The sequence below is a fragment of the Microbacterium sp. 4NA327F11 genome, assembly GCF_005503465.1.
GTDB lineage: Bacteria > Actinomycetota > Actinomycetes > Actinomycetales > Microbacteriaceae > Microbacterium > Microbacterium ginsengisoli.
Window position 1 is genome coordinate 94959 of record NZ_SCOB01000001.1, and the last position, 26779, is coordinate 121737.

At 70.7% G+C, this 26779-nt stretch carries 20 protein-coding genes; 8 read left to right on the forward strand and 12 right to left on the reverse strand.

The window, feature by feature from the left end:
- Positions 1 to 98: 98 nt before the first annotated feature.
- The 8 genes from recQ to FFS51_RS00525 all read right to left on the reverse strand — a co-directional run bounded on the left by recQ (position 99) and on the right by FFS51_RS00525 (position 11371).
- Complete coding sequence (gene recQ / locus FFS51_RS00490) at positions 99 to 2087, reverse strand: DNA helicase RecQ (RefSeq protein WP_137877170.1); 1989 nt, start codon at positions 2085 to 2087, stop codon at positions 99 to 101.
- Positions 2088 to 2150: 63 nt separating this feature from the next.
- The gene (locus FFS51_RS00495; protein ID WP_056209617.1) at positions 2151 to 2483 is read right to left on the reverse strand and encodes a putative quinol monooxygenase; all 333 of its coding nucleotides are present in this window, start codon (positions 2481 to 2483) and stop codon (positions 2151 to 2153) included.
- Positions 2480 to 3742 (reverse strand): four-carbon acid sugar kinase family protein, encoded by a 1263-nt coding sequence (locus FFS51_RS00500; RefSeq protein ID WP_137877171.1) that lies wholly within the window; start codon positions 3740 to 3742, stop codon positions 2480 to 2482. The genes FFS51_RS00495 and FFS51_RS00500 overlap by 4 nt, the downstream gene beginning before the upstream one ends.
- Positions 3743 to 3799: 57 nt before the next feature.
- On the reverse strand, positions 3800 to 5128 hold the full coding sequence (locus tag FFS51_RS00505) for an MFS transporter (protein WP_137877172.1): 1329 nt from the start codon (positions 5126 to 5128) through the stop codon (positions 3800 to 3802).
- Positions 5129 to 5205: 77 nt separating this feature from the next.
- Positions 5206 to 5943 (reverse strand): FadR/GntR family transcriptional regulator, encoded by a 738-nt coding sequence (locus FFS51_RS00510; protein ID WP_056519813.1) that lies wholly within the window; start codon positions 5941 to 5943, stop codon positions 5206 to 5208.
- Between the two features lie 89 nt (positions 5944 to 6032).
- Positions 6033 to 7406, reverse strand: coding sequence for an NAD(P)H-dependent oxidoreductase (locus FFS51_RS00515; protein ID WP_249352607.1), 1374 nt, complete (start codon positions 7404 to 7406; stop codon positions 6033 to 6035).
- Between the two features lie 224 nt (positions 7407 to 7630).
- Complete coding sequence (locus tag FFS51_RS00520) at positions 7631 to 8785, reverse strand: glycoside hydrolase family 3 N-terminal domain-containing protein (protein WP_137877173.1); 1155 nt, start codon at positions 8783 to 8785, stop codon at positions 7631 to 7633.
- 75 nt (positions 8786 to 8860) lie between these two features.
- A complete protein-coding gene (locus FFS51_RS00525; RefSeq protein WP_249352608.1) occupies positions 8861 to 11371 on the reverse strand; it encodes a DEAD/DEAH box helicase in 2511 nt (836 codons plus the stop codon).
- A gap of 73 nt (positions 11372 to 11444) precedes the next feature.
- On the opposite strand from FFS51_RS00525, the gene FFS51_RS00530 reads away from it, so the two are divergent.
- Both FFS51_RS00530 and FFS51_RS00535 read left to right on the forward strand, forming a co-directional pair.
- Complete coding sequence (locus FFS51_RS00530) at positions 11445 to 11759, forward strand: GNAT family N-acetyltransferase (protein WP_045247529.1); 315 nt, start codon at positions 11445 to 11447, stop codon at positions 11757 to 11759.
- Positions 11756 to 12736 (forward strand): pirin family protein, encoded by a 981-nt coding sequence (locus tag FFS51_RS00535; RefSeq protein WP_137877175.1) that lies wholly within the window; start codon positions 11756 to 11758, stop codon positions 12734 to 12736. The genes FFS51_RS00530 and FFS51_RS00535 overlap by 4 nt, the downstream gene beginning before the upstream one ends.
- 57 nt (positions 12737 to 12793) lie before the next feature.
- Here FFS51_RS00535 and FFS51_RS00540 read toward each other — a convergent pair whose 3' ends face one another.
- The gene (locus FFS51_RS00540; protein ID WP_137877176.1) at positions 12794 to 16411 is read right to left on the reverse strand and encodes a S8 family serine peptidase; all 3618 of its coding nucleotides are present in this window, start codon (positions 16409 to 16411) and stop codon (positions 12794 to 12796) included.
- Positions 16412 to 16563: 152 nt separating this feature from the next.
- Here FFS51_RS00540 and FFS51_RS00545 point away from each other — a divergent pair, with 152 nt between their 5' ends.
- From FFS51_RS00545 to FFS51_RS00555, 3 genes are read left to right on the forward strand one after another with little or no spacing between them, the layout of a single operon-like run.
- Positions 16564 to 17112 carry an ECF transporter S component gene (locus FFS51_RS00545; RefSeq protein ID WP_045247532.1) on the forward strand — a complete coding sequence of 183 codons (549 nt, stop codon included), beginning with the start codon at positions 16564 to 16566 and terminating at the stop codon, positions 17110 to 17112.
- A 36-nt stretch (positions 17113 to 17148) separates the two neighbouring features.
- Complete coding sequence (locus FFS51_RS00550; protein ID WP_137877177.1) at positions 17149 to 18912, forward strand: ABC transporter ATP-binding protein; 1764 nt, start codon at positions 17149 to 17151, stop codon at positions 18910 to 18912.
- Entirely contained in the window at positions 18909 to 19706 is a 798-nt protein-coding gene (locus FFS51_RS00555; RefSeq protein WP_137877178.1) for an energy-coupling factor transporter transmembrane component T family protein, read from the forward strand. The genes FFS51_RS00550 and FFS51_RS00555 overlap by 4 nt, the downstream gene beginning before the upstream one ends.
- Before the next feature lie 87 nt (positions 19707 to 19793).
- Here the strand turns inward: FFS51_RS00555 and FFS51_RS00560 are convergent, their stop codons facing one another.
- From FFS51_RS00560 to FFS51_RS00570, 3 genes are all read right to left on the reverse strand, one after another.
- The gene (locus tag FFS51_RS00560; protein WP_045247535.1) at positions 19794 to 20957 is read right to left on the reverse strand and encodes an acyl-CoA dehydrogenase family protein; all 1164 of its coding nucleotides are present in this window, start codon (positions 20955 to 20957) and stop codon (positions 19794 to 19796) included.
- Between the two features lie 146 nt (positions 20958 to 21103).
- Positions 21104 to 21820, reverse strand: coding sequence for a response regulator (locus FFS51_RS00565; RefSeq protein ID WP_137877179.1), 717 nt, complete (start codon positions 21818 to 21820; stop codon positions 21104 to 21106).
- Positions 21817 to 23385, reverse strand: a complete 1569-nt coding sequence (locus FFS51_RS00570; RefSeq protein ID WP_212742758.1) for an ATP-binding protein — start codon at positions 23383 to 23385, stop codon at positions 21817 to 21819. The genes FFS51_RS00565 and FFS51_RS00570 overlap by 4 nt, the downstream gene beginning before the upstream one ends.
- Before the next feature lie 173 nt (positions 23386 to 23558).
- Between FFS51_RS00570 and FFS51_RS00575 the strand changes: the two genes are divergently transcribed.
- From FFS51_RS00575 to FFS51_RS00585, 3 genes are read left to right on the forward strand one after another with little or no spacing between them, the layout of a single operon-like run.
- Positions 23559 to 24554 carry a Bug family tripartite tricarboxylate transporter substrate binding protein gene (locus FFS51_RS00575; protein WP_045247538.1) on the forward strand — a complete coding sequence of 332 codons (996 nt, stop codon included), beginning with the start codon at positions 23559 to 23561 and terminating at the stop codon, positions 24552 to 24554.
- A complete protein-coding gene (locus FFS51_RS00580; RefSeq protein ID WP_249352609.1) occupies positions 24551 to 25105 on the forward strand; it encodes a tripartite tricarboxylate transporter TctB family protein in 555 nt (184 codons plus the stop codon). Before FFS51_RS00575 ends, FFS51_RS00580 begins: the two co-directional genes overlap by 4 nt.
- A 7-nt stretch (positions 25106 to 25112) precedes the next feature.
- A complete protein-coding gene (locus tag FFS51_RS00585; RefSeq protein ID WP_048809089.1) occupies positions 25113 to 26774 on the forward strand; it encodes a tripartite tricarboxylate transporter permease in 1662 nt (553 codons plus the stop codon).
- Positions 26775 to 26779 lie beyond the last annotated feature (5 nt).

The window sequence follows — 26779 nt, forward strand, 5'->3', positions numbered from 1 at the left end:
GGGTTGTGCGGCGCCGACAGCGGGGCGGCGCGGTCGGGTCAGGGGTCCGGCGCTGCAGTCGAGCCAGGGGTCCGGCGCTGCTTGTCCGGCGCCGCGCGTCAGCCGCCGTGCGCGGCGACGACCGCGAGCACGGCGTCGCCGTAGGCCTCGCGCTTCTTCGCCCCGATGCCCGTGATGCCGTCGAGCTCGTCGGCGGCGGCCGGCCGGTGCTCGGCGAGGGCACGCAGGGTCGCGTCGCCGAACACGACGTACGCGGGCACCCCCTGCTCGCGCGCGGTCTGGGCACGCCACTCCCTCAGCGCCTCGAACAGCGGCCGATCGGATGCGTCGAGGGCGTCGGATGCCGCGGCCTTCCGCACCCGCGTCGACCCGCCCGCGCGGCCGAGCACATCCCGCCGCAGCGGCACGGGAGTCTCGCCGCGCAGCACACCGCCGGCCGCCTCGCCGAGCCCGAGCGTGCCGTACTCGCCCTGGGCGATCAGCACCTCGCGGGCGAGCAGCTGCCGTACGACGCTGCGCCAGTCCTGGTCGGAGAGATCGCTGCCGATGCCGAACGTCGCGAGCTCGTCGTGCCGCAGCTGGGTGATGCGCGCGGTGCGGGCGCCGCGCAGGATGTCGATCAGCTGCCCGGCGCCGTACGCCTGCCCGCGCTCGCGCTGCAGCCGCACGATGGTCGACAGCAGCTTCTGTGCGGGCACGAGGCCGTCGAACGTGTCGGGCGGGGTGAGGCAGGTGTCGCAGTTTCCGCACGGCGCCGAGGTCTCGCCGAAGTAGCCGAGCAGGTTCTGGCGGCGGCATCTGACCGTCTCGCACAGGGCCAGCATGGCGTCGAGGTGCTGCTGCAGGCGACGTCGATGTGCCAGGTCGCCCTCGGACTGCTCGATCAGCCGCCGCTGCTGCACGACGTCGGCGAGCCCGTAGGCCATCCAGGCGACGGATGCCTCGCCGTCACGGCCCGCGCGACCGGTCTCCTGGTAGTAGCCCTCGACCGATTTGGGCAGGTCGACGTGGGCGACGAACCGCACGTCGGGCTTGTCGATTCCCATGCCGAAAGCGATCGTCGCGACCATCACGACGCCCTCGTCGCGCAGGAACCGGGACTGGTTCGCCGCCCGCACCGAGACGTCGAGACCCGCGTGATAGGGGAGCGCATCGAGACCCTGACCGCGCAGGTACTCGGCGATCTGCTCGACGCTCTTTCGACTGAGCGCGTAGACGATGCCGGCCGAACCCTCGGGCTGCGAGCGGATGAAGCCGAGCAGCTGACGACGCGCGTCGGTCTTCGGCTCGATGCGGTACTGGATGTTCGGCCGGTCGAAGCTGGCCACGAAGTGACGCGCGTCGTCGAGACGCAGGCGACGCCCGATCTCGGCGTGCGTCTCGCGGGTCGCGGTGGCCGTGAGCGCCATGCGCGGCACTCCGGGGAAGTCGTCGACGAGGTCGCCGAGCACCAGGTAGTCGGGACGGAAGTCGTGACCCCACTGAGAGACGCAGTGGGCCTCGTCGATCGCGATCACGCTCAGCGAGCCGCGCCGCAGGAGCGCGCGCGTGTCGGGCACGTTCAGCCGCTCGGGCGCGACGTAGAGCAGGTCGAGCTCGCCCGCGAGGTACTCGCGCTCGACACGGGCACGCTCGGGACCGCTGAGGGTGGAGTTGAGGTACTCGGCTCGCACGCCGTTGGCACGCAGCGACTCGACCTGGTCGTGCATGAGGGCGATGAGCGGGCTCACGACGAGCCCCGTGCCCGGACGCACGAGCGCCGGAACCTGGTAGGTCACGCTCTTCCCGCCGCCGGTCGGCATGAGCACGATCGCGTCGCCGCCCGCGACGACATGGGCGACGATGTCGGCCTGGTCGCCGCGGAACGCGCCGTAGCCGTAGACCTGGTGCAGCACCGTGAGCGGGTCGGCGCCGTCGAAGCTGCGCCGGGGCGCGGATGCCGCGGCATCCGTCACGTCGCCGACGGGTGCCGATGCCGGCGCATCGAGCACGTCGGGCGGCGGCGCCCAGTCCTCCGGCGGCGGCGCCCAGTCATCGAGCGGCTCGAGCCCGTCGTACTCGTCGAAGGCGGGGGCGGGCGTGCTCACCCCTCCAGGGTAACGAGGACGCCGGACGCCCGGAGGCCGGCCCCGCCCTGCGGGGACGACCGGCTACTCCCCCGCGCCGTGGAGGAGTCCGCGCTCGGCGTCCCCGGCGGGGATCGGGGTCATGACGGTCACGACCACCGGCGCCGCGAGGTGCTCGGCGATGTCGGCGTTCAGACGCGCGATCGCCGCACCCGTCGCGTGGGCCTCGAGGTCGGCCGCGCTCGCCCACTTCTCGAGCATGGTGATCGTGCCGTCCGCCGCGTCGTGGATGGCGTAGAGGAGGCATCCGCTCTCGGCGTGGGTGAGGGCGATGCCCGCGGCCATGGCCTCCACGAGCTGCTGCGTCGCGCCCTCACGGGGGTGGAAGACGGCGGTGACGACGACCGGAGCGCTCATCGCACGACCTCCGTCTCGGGGGCGCCGACGGCACGCAGCACGTCGACGAGGGTCTCAGGCCCGCCGACATTGCCCGGCACGACGACGTAAAGGCGGCCGCGGCCGTCGCGACCCGTCACCTGCCACACCGAGACCCCGGGGAGCACCTGGCCGAGAACGAGAGCGGATGTCGCGCCGATGCCGCTCGAGGCGACCTCGGCAGAGGTGATGCCGCCCTTCGCGACGACGACGTCGGCATCGCCGAGCAGATCGGCGACGGCCGTCGTCAGCGCGGTCATGACGCTCTCGCCGTGCGCGAGCGTGCCGTGGGAGGTCGAGCGCTCGCGCGCCGTGGTGACGTAGCCGAACCCCGCTCCGGCCAGCCGCTCGCGCTCGACGGATGCCGCGCGATGCCCCTCGGCGACGGGGTCGGCAAGGGCCGCCGCCGTGTCGAGCACCGTCGGGTCGCCCCAACGCTCCTCGACGAGGGCGAGCTGTCGGGTCGCGCCGTGGGTGTGGGAGCCGCACGCGAGCAGCACGCGGCGCGGATCTGCGACGAGCGGCACGGGGAGGAGGCCGACGCTGGACACATCGGCGATCGCCGCGGCGAGGGGCGAGGCGGAGCGCACGACGACGCCCGCACCCGCCGCCCACGCGGCGTCCAGGGCCGCCGCGATCGCCGCGATGTCCGCGGCATCCACTGCGTCGGGAACGATGACCGTGCCCGGCGCGGCATCCAGGATGACCTGCACCAGGCCTCCGGAGCGCACCGACTCGAGGGGCACCGACACCGCGCGACGGCCCGAGGCCTCCCGGACATAGTCGACCATCACCGCGGTGCGGAACGGGAACACCGGGTCATCGGCGTACTCGGTCTCGTGCGCGGGCACGTCGACCCCGTCGATGCGCACGTAGTGCACGCCGCCGCGCGTCGTGCGGCCCCCCTCGGGGAAGGCGGGCGCGAACACGATCACATCGTCGTCCGCCAGCAGCTCGGCCGTCTCGGCGAACACGTGGCCGCGCAAGGTCGAGTCGCCGCGCAGCACGAAGCGCACCTCGTCGCCGAGCTCGGCCGCCACGTCGAGCGCGAGGCCGCGGATGCGCTGCACGAGCGCGACCGCGGCCGCCTCGTCGAGCGCGCGCGAGTTGGTCTGCACGTACACGCTGTCGCGCTCGGCCAGCGCACGGCCGAGGGCCTCACGGTCGAGCTGGAGCAGCACGAGCGCCCCGGTCGCCGACTGCGTGCCGGTGGGATCGTCGTCGAGGATGATCGTCTTCACTGTGACTCCTGGAAGAGGGAAGCGGGCGGCGGCAGGACGCCGCCGCCCGCGAGGGGGTTACTCCGCGGCCGCGATGATGCGGTCGACCTCGGCGCGCTCGCGGCGGCCCCAGGTCTCACGGGTGAGCAGCGCACCGACCAGACCGATGACGCCGACGGCGACGTAGATCCACGCGACACCGCCCCAGCCGAGGCCCACGGCGACCGCCGCCGCGATGAACGGGATGAAGCCCGAGATCGCCGCCGAGAACTGGTAGCCGAGCGAGGCGCCCGAGGTGCGCGTGCCGGTCTTGAACAGCTCGCTGAAGTAGGCGCCCTGCACGCCGGCGAGCATGTCGTGGATGATCGGCAGACCGATGATGTACACCAGCACGATGAGCGCCGGGATTCCGGTGTTCGCGAGCAGGAACATCGGGAAGCCGAACGCGATCGTCAGCACCGATCCCACGATGTAGAGGGAGCGCCGGCCGGTGCGGTCGCTCAAGGCGCCCCACAGCACGGTCGAGACCGCACCGATCGCTGTCGCGATGATGAGGCCCGTCAGCGCGGTGCCACGGTCGGCGTGGTGCGAGGTCGTGAGGTACGAGATCAGGTAGGTCACGACGACGTAGAAGCCGCCGGTCTCGGCCAGGCGCAGCGCGATCACGCGCAGCACCGTGCGCCAGTCGTCGCGGATGACCGTCCACAGGGGGTTCTTCTCGAGCTGTCCGGTCGCCTTCGCCTCTTCGAACTCGGGCGACTCGGCGACCTTGAAGCGGATGATGAGGCCCGCGATGATCAGGATCGCGCTGAGGAGGAACGGCAGGCGCCACGACCACTCGTCACCCAGGTTGCCGGTGAGAAGGAACGCGACGTTGGCGAGGAACACACCCAGCGGCACACCGAGCTGCGGAATCGCCGCCCACTTGCCACGGCTCTTCCACGGCGCGTGCTCGAACGTCATGAGCACCGCGCCGCCCCACTCGGCACCGAAGGCGAGGCCCTGAACGATGCGGATGAGGGTGAGCAGGAGCGGGGCCAGCAGACCCACCTGCTGATAGACGGGCAGGATGCCGATGGCCACCGTGGCGACACCCATGATCATGAGGGCGCCCACGAGCACGGGCTTGCGGCCGTACTTGTCACCCAGGTACCCGCCGATGATGCCGCCCAGCGGGCGCATCGCGAAGCCGATGCCGAAAGTGAGGAAGCCGAGGAGCACCCCGACCACCGGGTCCTCGCCGGGGAAGAACAGCGGGCCGAAGTACAGCGCGGCCGCGGTGCCGTAGGCGAGGAAGTCGTAGTTCTCGATGGTGGTTCCGACGGTGGAACCGATGGCGGTCTTGAGCTTGTCCGGTGACCCGTACTTCGCCTGAGAGGCGACGGGTCGGTCGGTCGTGACGGTCATTGTGACGATCTCCTTTGATGTCGAGATGGTCGCCGCGGCCATCCTGAGGGTCCGCCCGAGACGAGCGGACTGCATCGTCAGGTGGTGATCCCCCCGAGGTTGCCTTTGGCATAGAACGAGGTGATGTGGTCGCGCACACGCTGTGCGGCGAGCGCGGCATCCTTCTTCTCGATCGCGTCGAGGATGTCGCGGTGCTCGTGTCGCACGGTCTTGGCCGTCTCACGCCAGTCGTCGAGCGCTGCGTAGGCGTCGATCATCTGGCGGTTGATGGCCGTTCGCAGGGAACCCATCAGATGCGCGATGAGGGCGTTCCCTGTCGACTCGGCGATCCGGACGTGGAAGGCCGCGTCGAGTCTGTTGAATTCACGGGTGCTGATCGAGGGGTCCTCCATCTCGTCGAGAAGGGCGGACAGCTCGATGTGGTCGGCGTCGTCGGACCTATAGGCGGCCTCCGAACAGGACCACTGCTCGAGGGCGATGCGCCCTTCGAGGACGTCGTTGGCATGGAAGTGACCGAGCGCCAGCTGCAGTTTCAGCAGATTGACGAAGCCCGGACCCGGCGTGCCCACGAGCACCGCTCCACCCTCCGGGCCGCCGCCCGGCCGGATGTCCACGATGCCCAGTGCCTCCAGCACGCGCAGCGCTTCGCGCAACGACGGGCGGGAGACGCCGAGCGAGGCGGCCAGATCGCGCTCGCTCGGCAGTCTGTCCCCGGCTTTCAAGCGGCCGTCGAGGATGCGTTCCTCGATCTGCTGCATCACCTGTTCGTAGGTGCGCACCCGCTGAACCGGTTGCCACGCATCGGCGCTCGCCACGGAGAGACTCCTTCTGGTCGCGGCGCCCGACGATTCTCGGGGCGCGTGGCCCCAGCGTAGCCGTCATGGTCGGATGGTCAGACGTTCGCTCAGACGACCTGTGCGGCGTGCTCGGCGCGGAATTCCGCCTCGAGCTCCCGGCGGATGCGGACGGCGAACTGCGACTCGTCGAGCTCGACGTCGTCCCACGAGACCGTCTGGTCCTTCGGCACGTCGCGGATGAGCTTCGCCCCGTGCGCGAGGCCGAGCGGCAGCGCGTTCTTGGCGAGCGACGTGGCCGCCGGCGCGAGCTTGCCGAAGACGGTGAAGCCACCCTCGCCGTCGAGACGGTCGCCGGCGCGGAGGTCCTTCTTGGCGGTCGTGACGACGTCGCCGCGGAAGCCGGTCGGCGAGCCGGTGGCCTCGCCGCGCACGACGGCCGACGCGATGCTGACACCGAGCTCGAGACCGATCATGTGGTACGGCCGGTAGAGCGAGGCGTAGCGACCGGTCGCGTCGGTGTGCACACCGTACTCGGCGAAGCACTGCACGCCGTAGTCGCTGATGGCCTCGAAGGTGACGTAGACGCCCCAGCGCAGGTTGTCGGGCACCTCGGTGCCGTCGCGGTACATGCTCGAGGCGATCTCGACGGTGCCGCGGCGGGTCAGGCTGCCCCCCGGGTACGTGTTCTCGCGGAACACGGTGGGCAGGTCGTCCTTGGAGGCCGCGGGGAAGAGGAGGCCCTCCTCCTGGGGCAGCAGTCCCGTGCCGTTGGCGACGGCGGCCATCTCGATCGCGGACTTGGTGCCGTCGAGGAAGGAGTTGAACATCTGCGGGTTGTAGTCGCCCGAAGCGAGCTGCTCGTCGGTGAAGCCGTAGTAGTTCCACACCGTGTCGGGCGTCGAGTAGTTGTACTCGGGCAGGTACTTCGTGCCCTTGCCCGCCGCGACGACGTCGAAGCCGACGGTGCGGCACCAGTCGACGAGCTCGCAGATGAGGGCCGGCTGGTCGCCGTAGGCCATCGAGTACACGACGCCCGCGGCCTGTGCGCGACGCTGCAGGAGCGGCCCGACCATGCAGTCCGCCTCGACGTTGACCATGATCACGTGCTTGCCGTTGTCGATGGCGGTGACCGCGTGGTAGGTGCCGTAGAGCGGGTTGCCGGTGATCTCGAGGATGACCTCGACGGCCGGGTGGGTGATGAGCGTGTCGGCGCTGTCGATGACGGCGGTGCCGCCGGTGCGCACGGCCTCATCCAGCGTCGCCGCCGAGTAGCGCTCGGGCGCCCAGCCGGTGCGCGCAAGCGCGGCCTTGGCCTTGGGCACGTTGATGTCGGCGACACCGACCACGTGGATGTTGGCCGCCTTGTTCGCCTGCGTGAGGAACATCGACGAGAACTTGCCGGCACCGATCACGCCGACCCGGATGGGGCCGAAGGCGGCGGTGCGCGCCTGCATCAGCGAGTAGAGGTTCACGGAACCCACTTCCTTGTCTCCATGGAGTGCGACGCATCCACCTTTGGTTTGTTGGTCAGTTGGTCTGACCATTGTCGCGAGAGCAATATTCACCGACACCGGGCATCGATGTCAAGCCGGACTTTCCGAGCGACGGGATGCCGCGGCTCGACGGTCGAGCAGTGCTCCCGCCGCAGGCCCCGGCGTGCGGAGCGCGCGACGTCACGGAGTCAGCGCGTCGTCGCCCGGTCGCGTCAGCGCGTCGCGGCCTTCGCCTCGACCACACGCCGCGCCGCGGCATCCACCACCTGGGCGAAGCCCGGGTCGGCCTGCACCTTCGCGGTCACGGCCTGCACCATCGCGGGAAGCACCGACGGATTGCTCGAGACGAGCACGACGTCGACGCCCGCGGCGATCGCGAGCACGGCGCGATCCCCCGGGCTCCACGCCTGCACCTGTGCGGCGGCAGAGAGGTCGTCGGTGATGACGACTCCATCGAACCCCACCTGGGTGCGCAGGAGGGAGAGCACGGCCGGTGAGAACGCCGCCGGCGCCGATGGGTCGATGCGCTGGTAGATCGCCGTCGACACCATCACGAGGGACGGGCCGGCGGCGGTCAGGCCGCGATAGACGTCGACGTCCGGCGAGGTGGGCCCGACGACCGTGTCGGTCACCCCCGAGGAGGTGTCCGTGTTCGGCCCCACGTGGCCCAGGCCGGGGAAGTGCTTGAACGTGGGCAGCACGCCCGCCGCCCGCATACCCGCGGCGAACGCACCCGCCCCCGCGGCGACCGCCGACTCGCTGTAGCCGTACTGACGCGACATGGCGCCGATCGGCGAGTTCGAGGGCGCCGTCTGCGGGCTCGTCACGATGTCGGCGACCGGAGCGAGGTTGACATTCACGCCGGCGGCCGCGAGTTCCCTGCCCCAGTCCGTGGCCGATGCCCGCAGCTGAGCACCCTGCTGGGCCTGGGTCAGTGCCGTCGGGATGCGGTCGAACCCGGGACCGGAGAGCACCTGGACGTCACCGCCCTCCTGGTCGGTCGCGACCCACAGACGTGGCGAGCCGGCGGGAAGGCGCGAGGTGAATGCCGCGACGACCGTCGCGGTCGCCTGCACACCCGCGGATGACCGGCCGTGCAGGAAGATCCCGCCGAGCTCGCCTCGCTCGACATCGGCGACCAGGGCGGGGTCGGCCGCTGTCGCCGCCGTTCCCGCCATGAAGAGCTGGCCGACCTTCTGCGCCAGCGTCATCCCCGCGATCGGATCGACGGTCGGGGTCGGCGTGGGGGTCGGCGCCGCCGCGGTGCGCGTCGGCGTCGGTGACGCGGACTCGCCGCCCTTCTCGTGCAGCCCGCCGCATCCGGCCAGCGCGAGCACGCCGATCAGCGCGATGGCGACCGTGGTCATCCTTCTCGTCCCCATGCGTCCATCGTCCCGCGCGCGCCGTGCGCGCGGAAGCCCCGGGGCGGCATCGCCGGCGTGCTAGAGCCGCAGCAGCTCGGTGACCCTCACGACGGCAGCACCCTCGTCGACGGATGCCGCGAGGTCGACTTCCCCACGGATGCGCCAATCGTGGTCGCCGGCGGGGTCGTCGATCGTCTGCTCGACCCGCCATATTCCGTTCGCGGAATCCGACTCGTCGATCGCGCAGTAGACGGGTGCGCGGGCGGCACCACCGGTCGAGATGTCGTCGTGCTCGGCGAAGTACCGGTCGAGGAAGGCGGGCCAGTCGACATCCGGATCGAGCTCCGCGAGCTCGTCGTCGCGCTCGAGCGCGGCCAGCTGTACCCGACGGAACAGCTCGTTGCGCACCAGCACGGTGAACGCGCGCCTGTTGGCGACGACCGACGGGGGCGCGGGAGGCACCACCGGGGCATCCGGATCGCCCGTCGGGTTCACGAGCTGCTCCCACTCGTCGACGAGGCTCGAGTCGACCTGTCGCACGAGCTCGCCGAGCCACGCGATCACGTCGAGCAGCTGCTCGGTGCGCGCGTCGGCCGGAACCGTCTGGCGGATCGCCCGGTACGCGTCGCTGAGGTAGCGCAGCACGAGTCCCTCGCTGCGGCCGAGCTGGTACCACGACACGAACTCGGCGAACGAGAACGCCCGCTCGTACATGTCGCGCACGACGGCCTTCGGACGCAGCTCGAAGTCACGCACCCACGGCTGGCTCGACGCGAAGACCTCGAACGACTGGGCGAGCAGGTCGGCGAGGGGCTTCGGGTAGGTGATCTCCTCGAGCGCCGCCATGCGCTCGTCGTAGTCGAGACCGTCGCGCTTCATCGCGGCGACCGCCTCGCCGCGCGCGCGAAACTCCTGCTGGCCGAGCACGGCGCGCGGGTCGTCGAGCGTCGCCTCGATCACGCTCACGACATCGAGCGCGTAGTGGCCGGTGCCGGCGCCGCCGGGGGCGTCCGACGGGTCGAGCAGCTCGATGGCCGCGAGCGCGAAAGGCGAGAGCGGCTGGTTCAGGGCGAAGTTCGGCTGCAGGTCGACCGTGAGTCGGATGTCCCCCTCCCCCGTCACCTCGACGATGCCGGCCTTCCGCAGCGTGCGGAAGATCGCGAGGGCACGGCGGGCGAGTTCGTACCGGCGCGCCTGGGGCTCATGGTTGTCGAAGACGAGCGAGCGCACGTGGGCGAACACGTCGCCACCCCTCGCGATCACGTTGATGAGCATCGCCGCCGTCAGCTGCAACTGCGGCACGAGCGCCTCGGGCGCGGCATCCCGGATGCGCTCGAAGGAGGTCTCGCTCCACGAGACGAAGCCCGCCGCGGGCTTCTTGCGCACGATCTTGCGCAGCTTCGCCGGGTCGTCACCCGCCTTGCGGGCCGCCTCGGTGTTTTCGATCTCGTGCTCGGGTGCCATCACGACGACGTTGCCGTACGGGTCGAAGCCGGCCCGGCCCGCGCGCCCGGCGACCTGGTGGAACTCCCGGGCGGTGAGCTGCCGCATCCGCGTGCCGTCGTACTTCGAGAGCGCGGTGATCAGCACAGTGCGGATGGGCACGTTGATACCCACGCCCAGGGTGTCGGTGCCGCAGATCACCCGCAGGAGTCCCCGCTGGGCGAGTGTCTCGACGAGCCGCCGATACCGCGGCAGCATGCCGGCGTGGTGCACGCCGATACCCGCGCGGACGAGTCGCGACAGGGTGCGCCCGAAGGCCGTCGTGAACCGGAAGCCGCCGATCGCCTCCGCGATGCGGTCGCGGTGCTCGCGGCTCGCGACCTTGATGCTCGCGAGCGCCTGCGCGCGCTCCATCGCCTGCGCCTGCGAGAAGTGCACGATGTACACCGGCGTCTCGGCCTCGTCGAGAAGCCCCTGCACGGCCTCCTGCACGGGCGTGCGGGCGTACGAGAAGTGCAGCGGCACGGGACGGGTGATCCCGGTCACCTCTGTCGTCACCCGGCCGGTGCGTCGGGTGAGGTCGTCGGCGATCGCCGTCACGTCGCCGAGGGTGGCCGACATCAGCAGGAATTGCGCGCGAGGAAGCAGCAGCAGCGGCACCTGCCACGCCCACCCGCGGTCGGGGTCGCCGTAGAAGTGGAACTCGTCCATCACGACCTGGCCGACATCGGCGGCGGCCCCCTCGCGGAGGGCGAGGTTCGCGAGGATCTCCGCCGTGCAGCAGACGATCGGCGCATCCGGGTTCACCGACGAGTCGCCCGTGACCATGCCGACGTGCTCGGGCCCGAAGATCTCGACGAGCGCGAAGAACTTCTCGCTCACGAGGGCCTTGATGGGCGCCGTGTAGTAGGTGCGCTCCCCGCGGGAGAGGGATGCCGCGTGGGCGGCGACCGCGACGAGCGACTTCCCCGTGCCGGTCGGGGTTGCGAGCACGACGTTCGCTCCGGAGACGAGCTCGATCACGGCCTCGTCCTGGGCGGGGTAGAGCGCGAACCCGCGGTCGGCGGCCCACGCGACGAACACGTCGTACAGACGATCGGGGTCGCCCGCGGCCGCACGGGCGGCGTCGACGAGCGGGGTGGTCACCCCTCGAGTCTGCCGCAGTCGCGGAACACGAGCCTCGCGGCCTACGTTGGACCTGTCGACGAGAGGATGCCGCATGCCCCCGCAGGACGAGCAGATCACCGTGACGCGCAACGATGAGGCCGGGCGGTACGAGGTCACCGTCGACGGCGCGATCGCGGGGTTCACGGTGTTCGAGATCGACGACGACGGCCGCGCGGTCTATCCGCACACGGTGGTCGACCCGGCGTTCGGCGGTCGGGGACTCGGCTCGGTGCTCGTGAGCGCGGCCCTGGCCGACGAGGCCGCCCGCGGCACCACGATCGTCCCTCTGTGCCCGTTTGTGGTGCGCTACCTCGAGCGGACAGAGGTCGCCGGTCTCGTGATCGCATGGCCCGAGGTGCGGTCATGACCGACGACGAGACGGATGTCGCGGCATCCGTCCGACGCGTCGGCCCCCGCGCGCTGGTGCTCGGCTCGCGCGATGTTCCGCTCGGCGGTGTGCGCGGCATGACCGTCACCCGAGCGCTGCCGCAGCGGGACCTGCCGATGGTCGGCGCGTGGTGCTTCCTCGACCGATTCGGCCCGCAGACGACCACGATGCGCGTCGAACCCCATCCGCACATCGGGCTGCAGACGGTGACGTGGCCGTTCGAGGGCCGCGTGCGGCACCGCGACTCGGTCTCGAGCGACGTGGTCATCACGCGCGGACAGCTCAACCTCATGACCGCGGGCGCCGGCGTCGCGCATTCGGAGTACTCGGTGGGCGACGGCCCGATCCCGCTCGACGCACTCCAGCTGTGGGTGGCGCTTCCCGAGGCGCGGCGGCACGGCGAGGCAGCGTTCGAACGTCACGAACGACTACCCGAAGTGACGCTCGCGGCGACCGTTGGAGAGCCCGCCGTCGGCTTGGTCGTGATGGGGTCCTTCGCCGGAGTGACCTCGCCGGCCACCGCCTACAGCCCGCTCGTGGGCGCCGAGGTGCATCTTGCGCCGGGCTCGCGGGTCGCGTTGCCGGTGGATGCCGCCTGGGAGCACGCTGTGCTCGCCGTCGACGGCGATCTCGCCGTGCAGACCGACACGACGCCGGCGACCCCCGCGTCGCTCGGGGTGGGCGACCTGATCTACCTCGGCACCGACCGGGACGAGATCGAGGTGAGCACCGACGGCGGCGCGACGCTGTTCCTGCTCGGTGGCGAGCCGTTCGAGGACGACATCGTGATGTGGTGGAACTTCGTCGCGCGCACGCACGAGGAGATCGTCGCCGCCCGGGACTCCTGGGAGGCGGGGGCCGAGCGCTTCGGCCGCGTTGTCGACCACGGCGATGAGCGGATCCCCGCCCCGCCGCTGCCGGGTGTTCGGCTCACCACCCGGCGCCGCCGGGTCTGACGAGCGCCGAGGGCGCCCCGGCCGGAGCCGAGACGCCCTCGTCCACCTGGTCGGGTGTCAGAACACCAGGAACCCGGATGCCCCGAACGACCCGTCGAGCACCGCACTGCCGCCGTATTGGGCGACGATCAAGTGCACACCGCGGGACTGCTTCGGCAGGGTGATCGACGCCTTCCCGTCGGCGAGGTCGGCCGTGTACTTCCGGCCGTCGACCCACACCGTGACGGCGCCGGTCGCCGCGGGACCGTGGGACGGCTTCACCGCGAGGTTCACCACGAAGGTGGTCGACGTGCGCCCGAGGTACGGGTTCACGGTGACGCTCAGCGACGAGGACGCCTTCACGACGACGTCGGCGCTGTCCGCCGTGCCGGCGTTGGGCGAGGAGGCGGCAGTCGCGGTCACCCTGACCGACAGCGTCGTGCCCGCGTCGGCCTTGGTGACCTTGTACGTCGTGCCGGTCGCGCCGTCGATCGGTGAGCCGTCGCGCAGCCACTGATAGGCGAGCGTCACGTCCGCGGGATTCCAGGTGCCGCCCGTCGCGGTGAGAGTGCTGCCCACCTTCGGCGTGCCCGTGACGGTCGGCGGGGCGGTGGCGACCGGAGCGGCCGCACCGCTGTCGACCGTGAGCACCGTCGTCGCCGCCGAGTCGCCGTAGCGCACGATCCCGAAGTAGCGGGTGGACGCGTCGAGCCCCGACCAGTTGAGCGTGTAGGTCGCGGGCTGCCCGCTCGTCGTCGGCAGCGGGACCGGCGAGGCGGTCAGCGAGCCGACTCCCGCGCCCGAGCCGACGACCGCGGCCGTCGCGTCCCACGTGAACGGCGACGTGAAGGCATAGCGGTTGACCTGCACGAGGTAGGTGCCCGCCGTCGGCGCGATGAGCGCGACGGACTCGTCGGCCGACGACGTCGCCGATGACCAGTTCTCGTAGTAACGCCAGTCGGTCGGCGACACCACCCGGTAGACCGTCAGGTCGAGGTCGGACCCGGTGTCGTCCGAGGAGTCGACGTCGAACCGGGCATACGTCGACCCCTGCGGGACATCCACCACCATGTAGGCGTTGTACTGGCCGTCCTCCTCCGAGAAGGTGTCCTGGTCACCGGAGTGACCGGGCACGGCGGCCAGGTCGGGGTCGGTCAGCAGAGTCGCCGGGGCGAGGCCGGAGACGCCGAGGTCGAGGTCGCCGGTCACCGCCGGGGTCACCGTCACGTCGGCGGTGCCCGAGATTCCTGTGCCGGACACCGATGCCGGGGCATCGACCGAGACCGGGTACACCGCGATCGGCGAGCGGGCGGCGTGCGTGCCACCCGTCCACGTCAGGAACCCGTGGGTCCACTTCTCGACGGGGGCGTCCGTGCGGGTCACCGTGATCTTCACGTCGGCCTTCTCGCCCGCCTTCAGGCTCACCGTCGACGGCGAGACCGTGACGTCGAAGCCGGGGAGGTCGACGTTCGCGGTGAACGTGGCGTCCTCGGTGGCCGTGATCGTGCGGGTCACCGTCTGCGAGCCGGCCAGCGAGCCGATCCCGATGGAGGCGAGGTTGAGGTCGCTCGCGTCGATCGGCGAGACGCCGAAGTCGTGCAGCCCGAGGCCCTGCAGGTAGGCCGCCCAGTCCGCCGGTCCGTTCAGGTACAGCAGGCTCGGCGAGAAGTACGCGGTCGGGTCGACGTGGCCGGCGCCCTGCGTGAACGGATCGGTCACCGCGGCGCCCGCGGCATCCTTCGTGTCATAGGACGTCGTCATCATGGCCGACTTGATCTCGGCGGGCGTCGCGTTCGGTCGCTCACCGAGGTAGAGCGCCGCGAGCCCCGCGATGTGGGGCGCCGCCATCGACGTGCCCGACAGGATGCCGAACGTGGGGTCGGCGCCCGGCGCGTTGTTCGTGGCCGCGAGGATCGCGACGCCGGGCGCCGAGATGTCGGGCTTGATGACGTCGCTGCCGTCGGCGAGCATCGGGCCACGGCTCGAGAATCCGGCCACCTGCGGGGTGGGTGTCTCGACGCCGGTCACGTTCTCGCCGATCAGTGTCGCCGTCGCGTCCGCCGTGCCGCGCACATAGTCGAGCAGAGCCGCGCGATCGGTGTCGGGGAGGTGCACGGTCGGCACGCTGTGGAAGTCGTTGTCGAGCGAGCCCGGCGTGACGTTCACGAGGATCATGCCGATGCCGCCGGCCTCCTTGACCGCCTGCGACTTTTCGACGCGGGCGTTCGAACCGCGGTCGCAGACGACGATCTTGCCGGCGACCTTCGCCGGGTCGAGCGAGCCGAGGTAGCACAGCGGTGCGTTGGCGTTGCCGGCGAGCGCCACGTCGCCGGAGTAGACGACGGGGCCGGCGACCCGCTCACCGAACGGAACACTCACCGAGGCGCCGGCCTTCTGGAAGCCGTTCGGAAGTTCGACGGTGCCCTCCCAGGTCGGGATGGTCGAGGCGGCGACGGTCGTGTACCAGGGCGACGCGTGGTCGGCGGTCGAGGCATCCGGTCCCGAATTGCCGGCGCTGACCGAGACGAACACGCCCGCGGCGGCCGCGTTGTAGAACGAGATGTCATCGGGCTGCAGAACGGATGTCGCCGACCCGCCGCCGATCGAGTAGTTGATGACGTCGACGCCGTCGGCCGTCGCCTGATCGATCGCGCCGAGCAGGTCGCTCAGGGCGCAGATGTCGTCGGTCGTGACGAGCGGATCGGGGCCGTCGTAGCAGGCCTTGTAGGCGGCGACCTTGGCGGCCGGGGCGACACCCGAGATCGCGCCGAAGTCGACGCCCTCCACGGTTGCGTCGACCCCGTTGTTGCCCGCAGCGGTCGAGGCCGTGTGGGAGCCGTGACCGGCGCCGTCGCGCGGCGACAGGTAGTCGTAGGCGAACGAGAACCCGGTGGCGGCGGCGCCCTCGCTGAAGTACTGCGCGCCGACGAGCTTGGTCGAGTACTGCGCGGCACTCCAGGCGTCCTTGCCGGCTCCCGGCTTGTCGACGACCGTGCTGCGGAACTCTCCGCCGTCGGACTTCTTGTAGACCACCTGCGTGACGGCGGCGCCGTCGGCGTCGGTGCCGGCGGCGAGGTAGGGCTGCGTGTCGCTCGGGGTCGTCGACAGCGGGTCGCCCGCGAACGACGGGTTCTCGGGCGAGATGCCGGTGTCGACGACGCCGACGACGATGCCCGCGCCGGCCTTGTCGATGCCGCCGACGCCCTCCCACACTCCGCCCGCGCCCTCGAGACCGAGGAACTGGGTCGACGGGACGGCATCGGGATGCCGCACTTCGTCGGCGTAGACGCCGAGCACCCCCTTCGTGCCCTTGAGCTTCGACGCCTGCGCGCCGCTGAGGTTCGCGCTGAAGCCGTTGAGGGTGATCTGGTAGGTCGTGTCGGGTGTCACTCCGGCGCTGGAGGCGACATCCTTCTGCCGGTTCTGGAGGAACCGCGAGTACTGCTTCGCCTGCGGTGAGGCCGCGTCGAGCCGTTCGCCCTCCTTCGCCTTGGTGGGGGCGAGGCCGGGCTCGCCCCCTTCGTAGGTGGCGAGGGGCTTCTCGTCGAGCAGCACGATGTAGCGGCCGCCGGGCAGATCGAGAGGGGTGGGCGCGGCGGGGCCGGGCTCGGCTGCGGTGCTCGCCGCGGCCGAGCCGCTGACGATCAGTGCGGCCAGGGTGACGGCCGCCGCAGCTTTCAGGCGGAGGTGTGCCATGTACTGCGCTCCATTCGTGGGGGGATGTCGGAACACGTGCCACGGCCCGGAGGCCGCGTGGGCCCGAACGTACCTCACAGCGAATTCTCAACGAACACATATCCACGGTTCATGAGAGAACTCTCACGAGAACGCGTCGCTACGCTGAGCAGGTGGCCGCCCGACCATCCGCCCTCTCCACCCGTGTCCTGCTGATCTGCGCCGCGATCGGCGTCGCCACCGGGCTCCTCGGGGGCATCGCCGGATGGATCACCCCGATCGTCATCGCGACCGCACCGATGCTCTACGGCCTGGTGCTCGGCGTGCACGTGCTGCCCGGCATCATCGCGCAGGAGGTCGTGCGGCTGCCCTGGGTGGCGCTGCTCGCGCACGTGCTCGCGGCGCTCGTCGCCAGCGCCACCAGCCCGCAGTGGGCGGGTCGCTACATCGGCACCGCCCTGCTCATCGGCGGCATCCAGGAGGGCGTCGCCGCCCTCACCCGGTACCGGTCGTGGGCTCCATGGCGCTTCTTCGTGTCCGCGGTCATCGTCGGTGCGATCATCGCCGTCGTCGTCGCGCTCATCGTCGACCTCGGGAGCTTCGCGCCGTGGGTTCAGGCGGCGTACCTCACGATCAGCGTGCTCGGCCCCGTCGCGTGGACGGCCGTCGGTCTCGCCGTCGGCGCCCGGCTGCGCAGCGCGGGAGTCGCCGCCCGTCGCTGACAGGATCCTCCCGCGGGCAGCCGGGTAGGTTAGGTGATGCTCACTTCCGTCGGTCGAGGTCTCGTGTCCCCTGCTCCCGTCATCCACGCGAACGGCGTCGCCGTGCGCCACATCGACGCCGACACGCCGGTGCCCGCGGGCGCGAGCTTGAGCGCTCACCCTGGCGAGGTGGTGCTGCTGCTCGGGCCGAGCGGGTCGGGAAAGTCGACGTTCGCGCTCACCCTCAACGGACTCATCCCGCACCACCTCGACGCCGAGGTGACGGGGGACGTCGTGATCGGGGATGCCGCGGCATCCGCGTCGACCGTCGCCGAGCTGTCGTCGCGGGTCGCGCTGGTCTTCCAGGACCCGGATGCGCAGATCGTGACCGCCCGCGTGCGCGACGAGGTCGCCTTCGGCCCCGAGAACCTGCGCGTCCCGCTCGCCGAGATCGCGACGCGCGTCGAGGCGGCCCTGCGGCGACTCGACCTGTGGGAGCGCCGTGACGACGACCCCGACATCCTCTCCGGAGGCGGTCGGCAGCGGCTCGCGATCGCCGCGGCCCTCGCAATGGGCACCCCCGCGATCGTGCTCGACGAGCCGACCGCGAACCTCGATCCGGCCGGCGCCGCCGAGGTGTTTGCCGCCCTGCGCGACCTGGCGTCGGCCGGCGATCACGCGATCGTCGTGATCGAGCACGATCTCGACGAGCTGGTCGAGGTGGCCCACCGCGTGGTCGTGCTCGACGCCACCGGTCGTACGGTCGCCGACGGCACGGTCGACGACGTGCTGCGCGCCCGCGCCGCCGAGCTCGACGCCCTGGGTGTCTGGCTTCCCGCGGTCACCCTGGCGGCCCTGCGGCTGCAGCGTGCCGGGGTTCCGATCGAGCGGATGCCGCTGACCGCCGCCGAGCTGCGCGCCGCCGTCGCGGCGGCCCCGCCGATCGATGCGACGGCCGACGCACTGTCGTCGTCTGCGGCGCGCACGCCGGCCGACGCTTCCACGACCGCTCCCGCCGCGAACGCCGTCGAAGTGTCGGGACTCACGCTGCGCCACGGGCGCGACGAGGTGCTGCACGACGTCTCCCTCACGATCGCCGCGGGCGAGTTCGTCGCGATCGTCGGCCCCAACGGCGCCGGCAAGACGACGCTCGCGCAGGCGATCGCGGGCGTGCGACGCACGCCGCGCGGCACCGTCCACGTGCGGGGTGCGGACGTCGCGCGCCGACGCACCACCCGGCGCATCGGCTTCGTGTTCCAGAACCCCGAGCATCAGTTCGTGGCACCGACGGTGCGGGAGGAACTCGCGCACAGCCTGCGCGGGCGCTCGGCCGCCGAGGTCGCCGAGCGGGTCGACGCCATGCTCGAGCGGTTCGATCTGACGGCGCACGCGACGCGGCATCCGTTTCTGCTGTCGGGGGGCCAGAAGCGGCGCCTGTCCGTCGCGACCGCGCTCATCGAGGGCGCCGACGTGTTGGTGCTCGACGAGCCGACCTACGGGCAGGATCGCGCCCGCGCCGACGAGCTGCTGCGCCTGCTGGGCGACCTGCACGCGCAGGGCACGACGGTCGTCGTGGTGACGCACGACATGCAGGTGGTCGCCGAGCACGCCGAGCGGGTGCTCGTGATCGAGCGCGGCCGGGTGATCGCGGATGCCTCCCCCGCCGTGCTGTTCGCCGACGAACCGCTTGTGCGGCGGGCGCGGCTGCGGGTGCCGCCGTTGCGGGTCGCGTTCGCCGATCTGCCTGGCCAGCCGGCGCTGTCGGGTGTGATGCGGCTCGCCGATCTCGACGCCGTGCGGGGAACGGCGGTGACCGGATGACCACCGTCACTCTCATCGACGCGTCGGCACCGACGGTGATCCGCACGCGTCTCGGCCTCGATCCGCTGACACTGTTCGCCGCGGTGATCCCGGCCTCGATCGGGCTCGTGTTCACGCGCGACCTGGTGGTGCCGCTGGTGTTCCTCGGCATCGGGCTGGCGCTCGCGCTGATCGTCTCGCGCGTGTCGGCACGCGTGCTCGCTCTGCTCGTGCTGGCGCTGCCGGTCGCGATCGTCGCGCTCGCGCTGCTGTTCGCGCTGTGGGTGGACCCGGCCACGGTCGCCGACACCCGCGTCGCGGTGGGCATCGCCGGGCGCGACCTCACCGTCGGCGCGCTCACCGTCGGGGCAGCCACGGCACTGCGGCTGGCGGCCATCACCGCGCTGCTGTTCGCCGCGGGCTCGGCGGCCGACGGACCGGACCTCGTGCGGGCGCTCGTGCAGCACCTGCGCGTGCCCTACCGCGTCGGCTACGCCGCCCTCGCCGCGCTGCGTTTCGTGCCCCGGTTCGCGCGCGAGCTCGACGTCATCCGGCGCGCGCACCGGGTGAGGGATGCCGCGGCCCCCGGCCCGTTCGCCGCGCTCGCGCGGGGATTCGGCTACGCGGTGCCGCTGCTGGCCGGGGCCATCCGCCACGCGGAACGCGTGGCGCTCGCGATGGACGCGCGCGCGTTCGGCGCCCACGCGACTCGCACCGAGCCGCGGGTCGCACGCTGGCATCGCCTCGACACCGCCGTGGTCGCCGGGGGCTGGGTGCTCACCGTCGCGGTCTTCGTCGTCGTCGCCGCATCCTGACCCGAGACCCACGCCGCGGGGCGGCGGCTCCTGCCCGCGCATGACGAGGGGGACGAGGCATCCGCCCCGTCCCCCTCGTGCCGAGCGTCAGCGCTTGCCGACGATCTGACGCGACACGATGTCGCGCATGATCTCGTTCGTGCCGCCGTAGATGCGGTGCACGCGCGCGTCGAGGAACGCCCGGGCGATCGGGTACTCGGTGATGTAGCCGTAGCCGCCGTGCAGCTGCACGCCGAGGTCGAGCAGCTCCCACTCGCGGTCGGTCGCCCAGAACTTCACCTTCGCGGCCTCCTCGGCCGTGAGCTTCTTGTCCTTGTAGAGCAGCATCGCGCGGTCGATGTACGCCCACATCACATCGACGGTCGTGGCCATGTCGGCGAGACGGAACCGGGTGTTCTGGAAGTCGGAGATCGACTGGCCGAACGCCTCACGGCTGAGCGTGTAGTCGCGCGTCCAGACGAACGCGGCCTCGCCCGCGGCGGCCGCCGCGACACCGATCGAGAGGCGCTCGAGAGGCAGGTTCATCATGAGCTGGATGAAGCCGAGGCCCTCCTTGCCGCCGATGAGGTTCTCGTCGGGCACGAAGACGTCGCTGAACGAGAGTTCGGCGGTGTCCCACCCGTGGAAGCCCATCTTCTCGAGCTTCTTGCCGTGGTCGAAGCCCTCCATGCCGCTCTCGAGGATCAGCAGGCTGAAGGCCTCGGGACGGTTGCCCTCGCCGGTCTTCACGAACGTGACGACGATGTCCGCGGTCTTGCCCGAGGAGATGAAGGTCTTGGCGCCGTTGACGATGTAGCCGCCGTCGACCTTCTTCGCGGTGGTCTTGATGCCGCGCAGGTCGCTGCCCGCGCCGGGCTCGGTCATCGCAAGCGCACCGAGCACCTCGCCGGTGGCCATGCGCGGGAGCCACTTCTCCTTCTGCTCCTGTGTGCCCATGTGCACGAGGTACGGAACCGCCAGGTCGTCCTGGATGCCGAACGCACCGGCGAGCGAGCCCTGTCCGACGCCGATCGTCTCCTCGAGCACGATCGAGCGGAAGCGGTAGTCCTGCAGCATGCCGGCGCCGCCGAACTCCTCCGGCACCGACAGGCCGATGATGCCCGCCTCGCCCGCGGCCAGCATGGTCGCGCGGTCGATCTCGCCGTCCTTCTCCCACTGCACGCGCTTCTCGTTCGTCGCGTACCGCTTGAGGAACTCCTTGACGACGTCGCGGAACGCCTCGTGGTCCTCGTCGTAGATGTCGCGCTCCATGTGCGCAGTCCTTCCGTCTTCGCTTCGGCGGGATACCCGCTCGCGGCTGCGCTCGTGGCCACGCCGCCCCTGCGATCCTAGGTCGCGAGGCGGGCCGCAGGCCAGGGCATTGTGGAATTGCATGTCACCGTCTGCGGAACTCGGTGTCAGCGTTGTGGGGATGCCGCAACCGGGCCGGAGCAGCGGGATTCCGCGGCGATCCGGTACCGCGTTCGGGGGCGACCGGCAGTGCCGTAGTCAAGTGACCGGGTCGCGGTGCCCGAGTCGGCGAGGTGCTCGAGGTAGCGCCGACAGCTGACGCGAGAGAGTCCCGCGAGGTCCGCGATTTCGGCAGCGCTCGCCTCGCCCGCCTCGGCGAGCGCACTGCGCACGACGAGGAGCGTCGGAGCACTCAAACCCTTGGGCAGCTGCCGCCTGGCGCCGGGTCGCATCAGAGCATCGACCGAATCCTGGTCGAGCCCCGGGCGCACTGACCGCGGCACCCGTCGCTCAGCAAGGACATCGTCGATACGCGCATGAAGATCGTCCGCCGTGAACGGCTTCACCAGGTAATGCCGAGCACCGCGCATGCGAGCCGCTCGCACGGTGTCGACGTCACGGGCCGCCGTCACCGCGATGACCTCCGGCTGCACGATCGTGCCGTCGGAACGCAGCACCCGCAGGGCCTCGAGCCCGGTGAAACCGGGGAGGAACACGTCGAGCAGCACGAGATCGGGCGCGAGATCGCGCACCAGTCGCACCGCTTCCGGACCGGTCGCAGCCGTGCCCACGACCTGACATCCGCCGTGGGCGTCCACGAACCGGGCGTGCAGAGATGCGACGGCCGGAACATCGTCGACGATGAGCACGCGGAGGACGTTCATCGTGCGGTCACCGCCATCGGCACCCGTAGCTCGACCTCGAAGCACGCCCCGCCCCAGGGAGACCGCGACACCCGGGCCCCGCCACCGCGACGCCGCGCGACCCGCGCGACGAGAGCGAGGCCGATGCCGCGGCGGCGACCGGCGACATCCTTCGTGCTGAACCCTTCGTCGAAGGCGCGCCGAGCGACCTCATCGTCGAGGCCGGGGCCCGAATCGTCCACCCTCACACGCACCTCGCCCGACACCGCCTGCACGACCACCGCGACGCGATCCTCGGCACGACACGCGTCGAACGCGTTGTCGATGAGGTTACCGATCACCGTGCGCAGATCATCGGATGCCTCCCCCGGCACCGTCCCCTCGACGTCCACCGTCATCACGAGCCCCCGCTCGCGCGCCTGCGCGAGCTTCACCGACAGCAGCGCCGCCAGTTCCGCGCCGAGGTTCGCGGCCGGCTCATCGACGGCGAGCGCCCCGCCTGAGCGACTCTTTGCGACGAACTCCCGAGCCTCATCGATCTGGCCGATCTCGAGCAGTCCGGAGATGACATGCAGGGAGTTGGAGAACTCGTGTGCCTGCGCGCGCAGTCCGTCGGTGAGCGACTGCGCGCCATCCATCTCCCGCAGCGCCGCGTGGAGCTCGGTGTGATCCCTCAGCAGCAGAGTGCCGCCCACGCGCCGGCCGTCATCGTCGATCGTGCCGGTGCCGCGGGCGATCAGTGCCCGCTCGCCCGCCAGCACGAGTCGCCCGTCGGGCTCGCCTTCCTCGAGCACGGCGAGGATCGGCGCATCGACCACCTCGGTGAGCGGGCGCCCGACCAGATCGTCGACGTTGAGCAGTCGTGCTGCGGCGTCGTTGGCCATCGAGACACGGCCGTCGCTGTCGACGGTGACGACACCCTCACTGAGACGGTGGAGCATCGTCTCCCGGCTGTCGACGAGCTCGGCGATCTGCTGGGGCTCCAGCCGGAAGATGCGCCGGCGAACGAGGGCGGTGACTCCAGCCGCTCCGAACACGCCGACCAGCGTCGACCCGGCGACCGCGACCAGCAGCCAGGGCAGCCAGATCTGCACGTCCGCGGCGAGGGCCGACTCCAGCATGCCGACGGACACGGTTCCGATCACGCGCTGCGCGTCGTCAAAGATCGGGACCTTCACGCGCCACGACTCGCCGAGGGTCCCGGTCTGCGTGCCGACATAGACCTCACCGGACAGCGGAACCGAGGGATCGGTCGACACCTTCTCGCCGATGCGCTCAGGGTTCGGATGGCTCAGCCGAATGCCGGCGGCATCCGTCACGACGACATAGGCGAGCTGCGAGGACTCGCGCAGCACCTCGGCGATCGGCTGGATCTTCGCGCTCGGATTCGGCGAGTCGAGGGCGTCATGGATCGAGGGCAAACGGGCGATCGATTGAGCGACGCCGACCATGCGCTCACGATGGGCGTCTCTGATGGCCAGTTCCTGCACGCTGATGGCGACCGCGCCCGTCGCGACCGTCACCACGCACACGATGGCGGCCTGCAGCAGAAGCAACTGCAGCCTCAGCGACATTGCTCGGTGCATGGAGGACATTCTGCCCGTTGGGTGGCGCTGACGGCGGCGCGCACGAGACCAATACTTTCCGAACCCTCGCTTACTTTCGCAAGCGCGCCCGAGCACATCGACCCCCCTAACGTCGGGTGGCATTGAGGGGATGCGACGGCGCATCCCCGTACTCGAAGGAGAGTCGACCTCACATGCGCACACGCTTCGCCACCGCCGCCCTGCTCGCGGCGGTCGCCCTCAGCTTGACGGCCTGCCATCCGCAGGCATCGAGCGGCGGCTCTGCAGCCGGACCGTCATCTGTGCAGATCATCGTTCCCGCCGATCCTGGCGGCGGCTGGGACCAGACCGGTCGCGCGATCTCGTCGACTCTCACCGGCGACAAGCTGGTCGGCGCCGCTCCGGTCAACAACGTGGGCGGCGCCGGAGGCACGGTCGGCCTCGCCTCGCTCGCGAATGAGCGCAACCCGTACACCCTCATGGTCACGGGCCTGGTCATGGTGGGCGCGGTGGAGACGAACTCGGCGCAGAACCGACTCGAGGACACGACACCGATCGCCCGGCTGACCGACGAGCCCCTGGTGGTCGTCGTGCCCAAGGATTCGCCGTACCAGACGCTCAAGGAGTTGGTCGACGCGGTGCTCGCCGATGGGCAGAAGATCACCATCACCGGCGGCTCCGCCGGTGGCGCCGACCACATCCTCGCGGGGCTGCTGCTCGAGGCCGCAGGCCTCGACGGGGCGGGCATCACCGAGAAGCTCAACTATGTGCCCAACTCCGGCGGCGGTGAAGCGGTGTCGCTGCTTCTCGGCAAGAACGCATCGGCCGGCATCTCCGGCGTCGGCGAATTCGCCGAATACGTCACCTCCGGTGACCTGCGCGCCCTCGCGGTGTCCAGTGACGCCCCGGCGGCCTTGATCCCCTCGGCGCCCACCATGACCTCGCAGGGCTACGACGTCGTCTACACGAACTGGCGCGGGCTTCTCGCACCGGGCGGTATCAGCGCCGAGCAGAAGCAGCAACTGGTCGACCTGATCACCCGCATGCACGCATCGGCTGCGTGGCAGGCGACGCTCAAGGACAAGGGCTGGACGGACGCGTTCCTCACCGGGGATGAGCTCTCGACCTTCCTCACCGCCAACATCTCCGACGTGCAGTCGACGCTGAAGAACATCGGACTCACGTCGTGACGACGGACATCACTCCCACCTCCGGGGCGGCGTCGCCGCCCCGGAGGTGGAGCGGGGATCGCATCGGGGAGCTCATGTTCGCGGCGCTGGTGTTCGGCCTCGGCCTCTACGCGCTGATCGGCGCCTTCGCGATCCGCACCCCCGCCGGCGCCCAGGTGGGCCCGCGCGTCTTCCCGTATCTCGTGTCGGCGCTGCTCATCGGAGCCGGCACCGCACTTATCATCGGCGTACTCCGCGGCCGCCTCGGTCAACGCGAGGAAGGCGAGGACATCGATTCGAGTGCCCGCACCGACTGGTGGACGATCACGAAGCTCGTGCTGCTGTTCGTCGGCGTCGTTCTGCTGCTCGACGTTCTCGGCTGGTGGCTCACCGCAGCACTTCTGTTCGGCGGCGCAGCCCTCAGCCTCGGCGCCAAGAAGTGGTGGATCGCTCTCACGGCCGGGCTCATTCTGGGCATCGCGACCCAGATCCTGTTCGGCGAGGGCCTCGGGCTCTTCCTCCCCCGCGGCTGGGCATTCGACGCCTGGTACGGCCCCGGCCCCCTCTTCTAGGAACCTCATGGACAACATCTCCCTCCTCCTGCAGGGCTTCGCCACGGCCGTCCAGCCCGAGTACCTGCTGTTCGCGTTCATCGGCGTGCTCGTCGGAACTGCCGTCGGCGTACTCCCCGGCATCGGTCCGGCGATGACGGTGGCGCTCCTGCTGCCGTTGACGTACTCACTGCCGCCCACCGCCGCGATCATCACGTTCGCAGGCATCTACTACGGCGGCATGTATGGCGGCTCGACCACGAGCATCCTGCTGAACACCCCCGGCGAGTCGGCGTCGGTCATCACGGCGATCGAAGGCAACAAGATGGCCAAACTCGGTCGGGGAGCAGCAGCGCTCGCGACTGCCGCCATCGGCTCATTCGTCGCCGGCACCATCGCGACCGCCCTCCTGACCCTCTTCGCGCCGGTGATCGCCGGCTTCGCGGTCAACCTCGCGCCGGCCGACTTCGTGGCCCTCATCGTCGTGGCGTTCATCACGGTAGGCGCGCTGCTGGGTTCGTCGGTCTCCCGCGGCATCGCCTCTCTCGGCATCGGCCTGTTCATCGGCCTCGTCGGCACCGAGCAGACCACCGGTCAGGCGCGCTACACGATGGGCATGCTTGCGCTCTCAGACGGCATCAGTGTGGTTCTCGTCGCGGTCGCGCTGTTCGCCGTCGGCGAGGCGCTCTACGTTGCAGCGAGACTGCGCAGCGGGCCGATCCCGATCATCCCCGTGACTCGCGGATGGCGCAGTTGGATGTCCCGCGAGGACTGGCGCCGATCGTGGAAGCCGTGGCTGCGCGGCACCGCGATCGGCTTCCCGATCGGAACGATCCCGGCGGGCGGCGCCGATGTCGCCACGTTCCTGTCGTACGCCACCGAGAAGCGCTTCTCGCGCCACAAGAAGCAGTTCGGACGTGGGGCGATCGAGGGGGTCGCCGGCCCCGAGGCAGCCAACAACGCCGCCGCCGCCGGTGTGCTCGTCCCGCTCCTGACACTCGGTCTTCCGACGACCGCGACCGCCGCGATCATCATCACGGCATTCCAGTCGTACGGCATCCAGCCCGGGCCGCAGCTCTTCCAGTCGCAGGGCGACCTGGTGTGGGCGCTCATCGCGAGCCTCTACATCGGCAACGTGCTGCTACTGGTGCTGAATCTGCCGCTCGCGGGTATCTGGGTGAAACTCCTGCAGATCCCCCGTCCGTACCTCTACGCCGGAATCCTGACGTTCGCCGCCCTCGGCGCCTACGCGGTGAGGTTCTCGACGATCGATGTGCTCATCCTTCTGATCGTCGGGGCACTCGGGTATGTCATGCGGCGCTTCGGCTACCCGGTGGCCCCCCTCATCGTCGGCCTCATCCTCGGCCCGATGGGCGAGCAGCAGCTGCGCAAGGCGCTCCAGCTGAGCCAGGGCAACATGGGCGATCTCGTGCTGCATCCATTCGCGGCGACGTGTTACGCGGTGCTGATCGTGCTCGTCACCGCGGGACTGTGGCTCAAGCGTCGTCAGAACCGTTATGAGCGTGCCCTCGAGGCCTCGCTCGCCGCAACGACATCCCCCGCCGCAGCGGTGGATCGACTGTGGGACGAGGGCGAGCGTCCGTCCGAAGTGTCGACCGACGCGATTCGAGCGGAAGAGGCAACGCGTCTGGCGCGAGCCGCGCGGCGCGATCGACACGACGAGCGATGACGGAT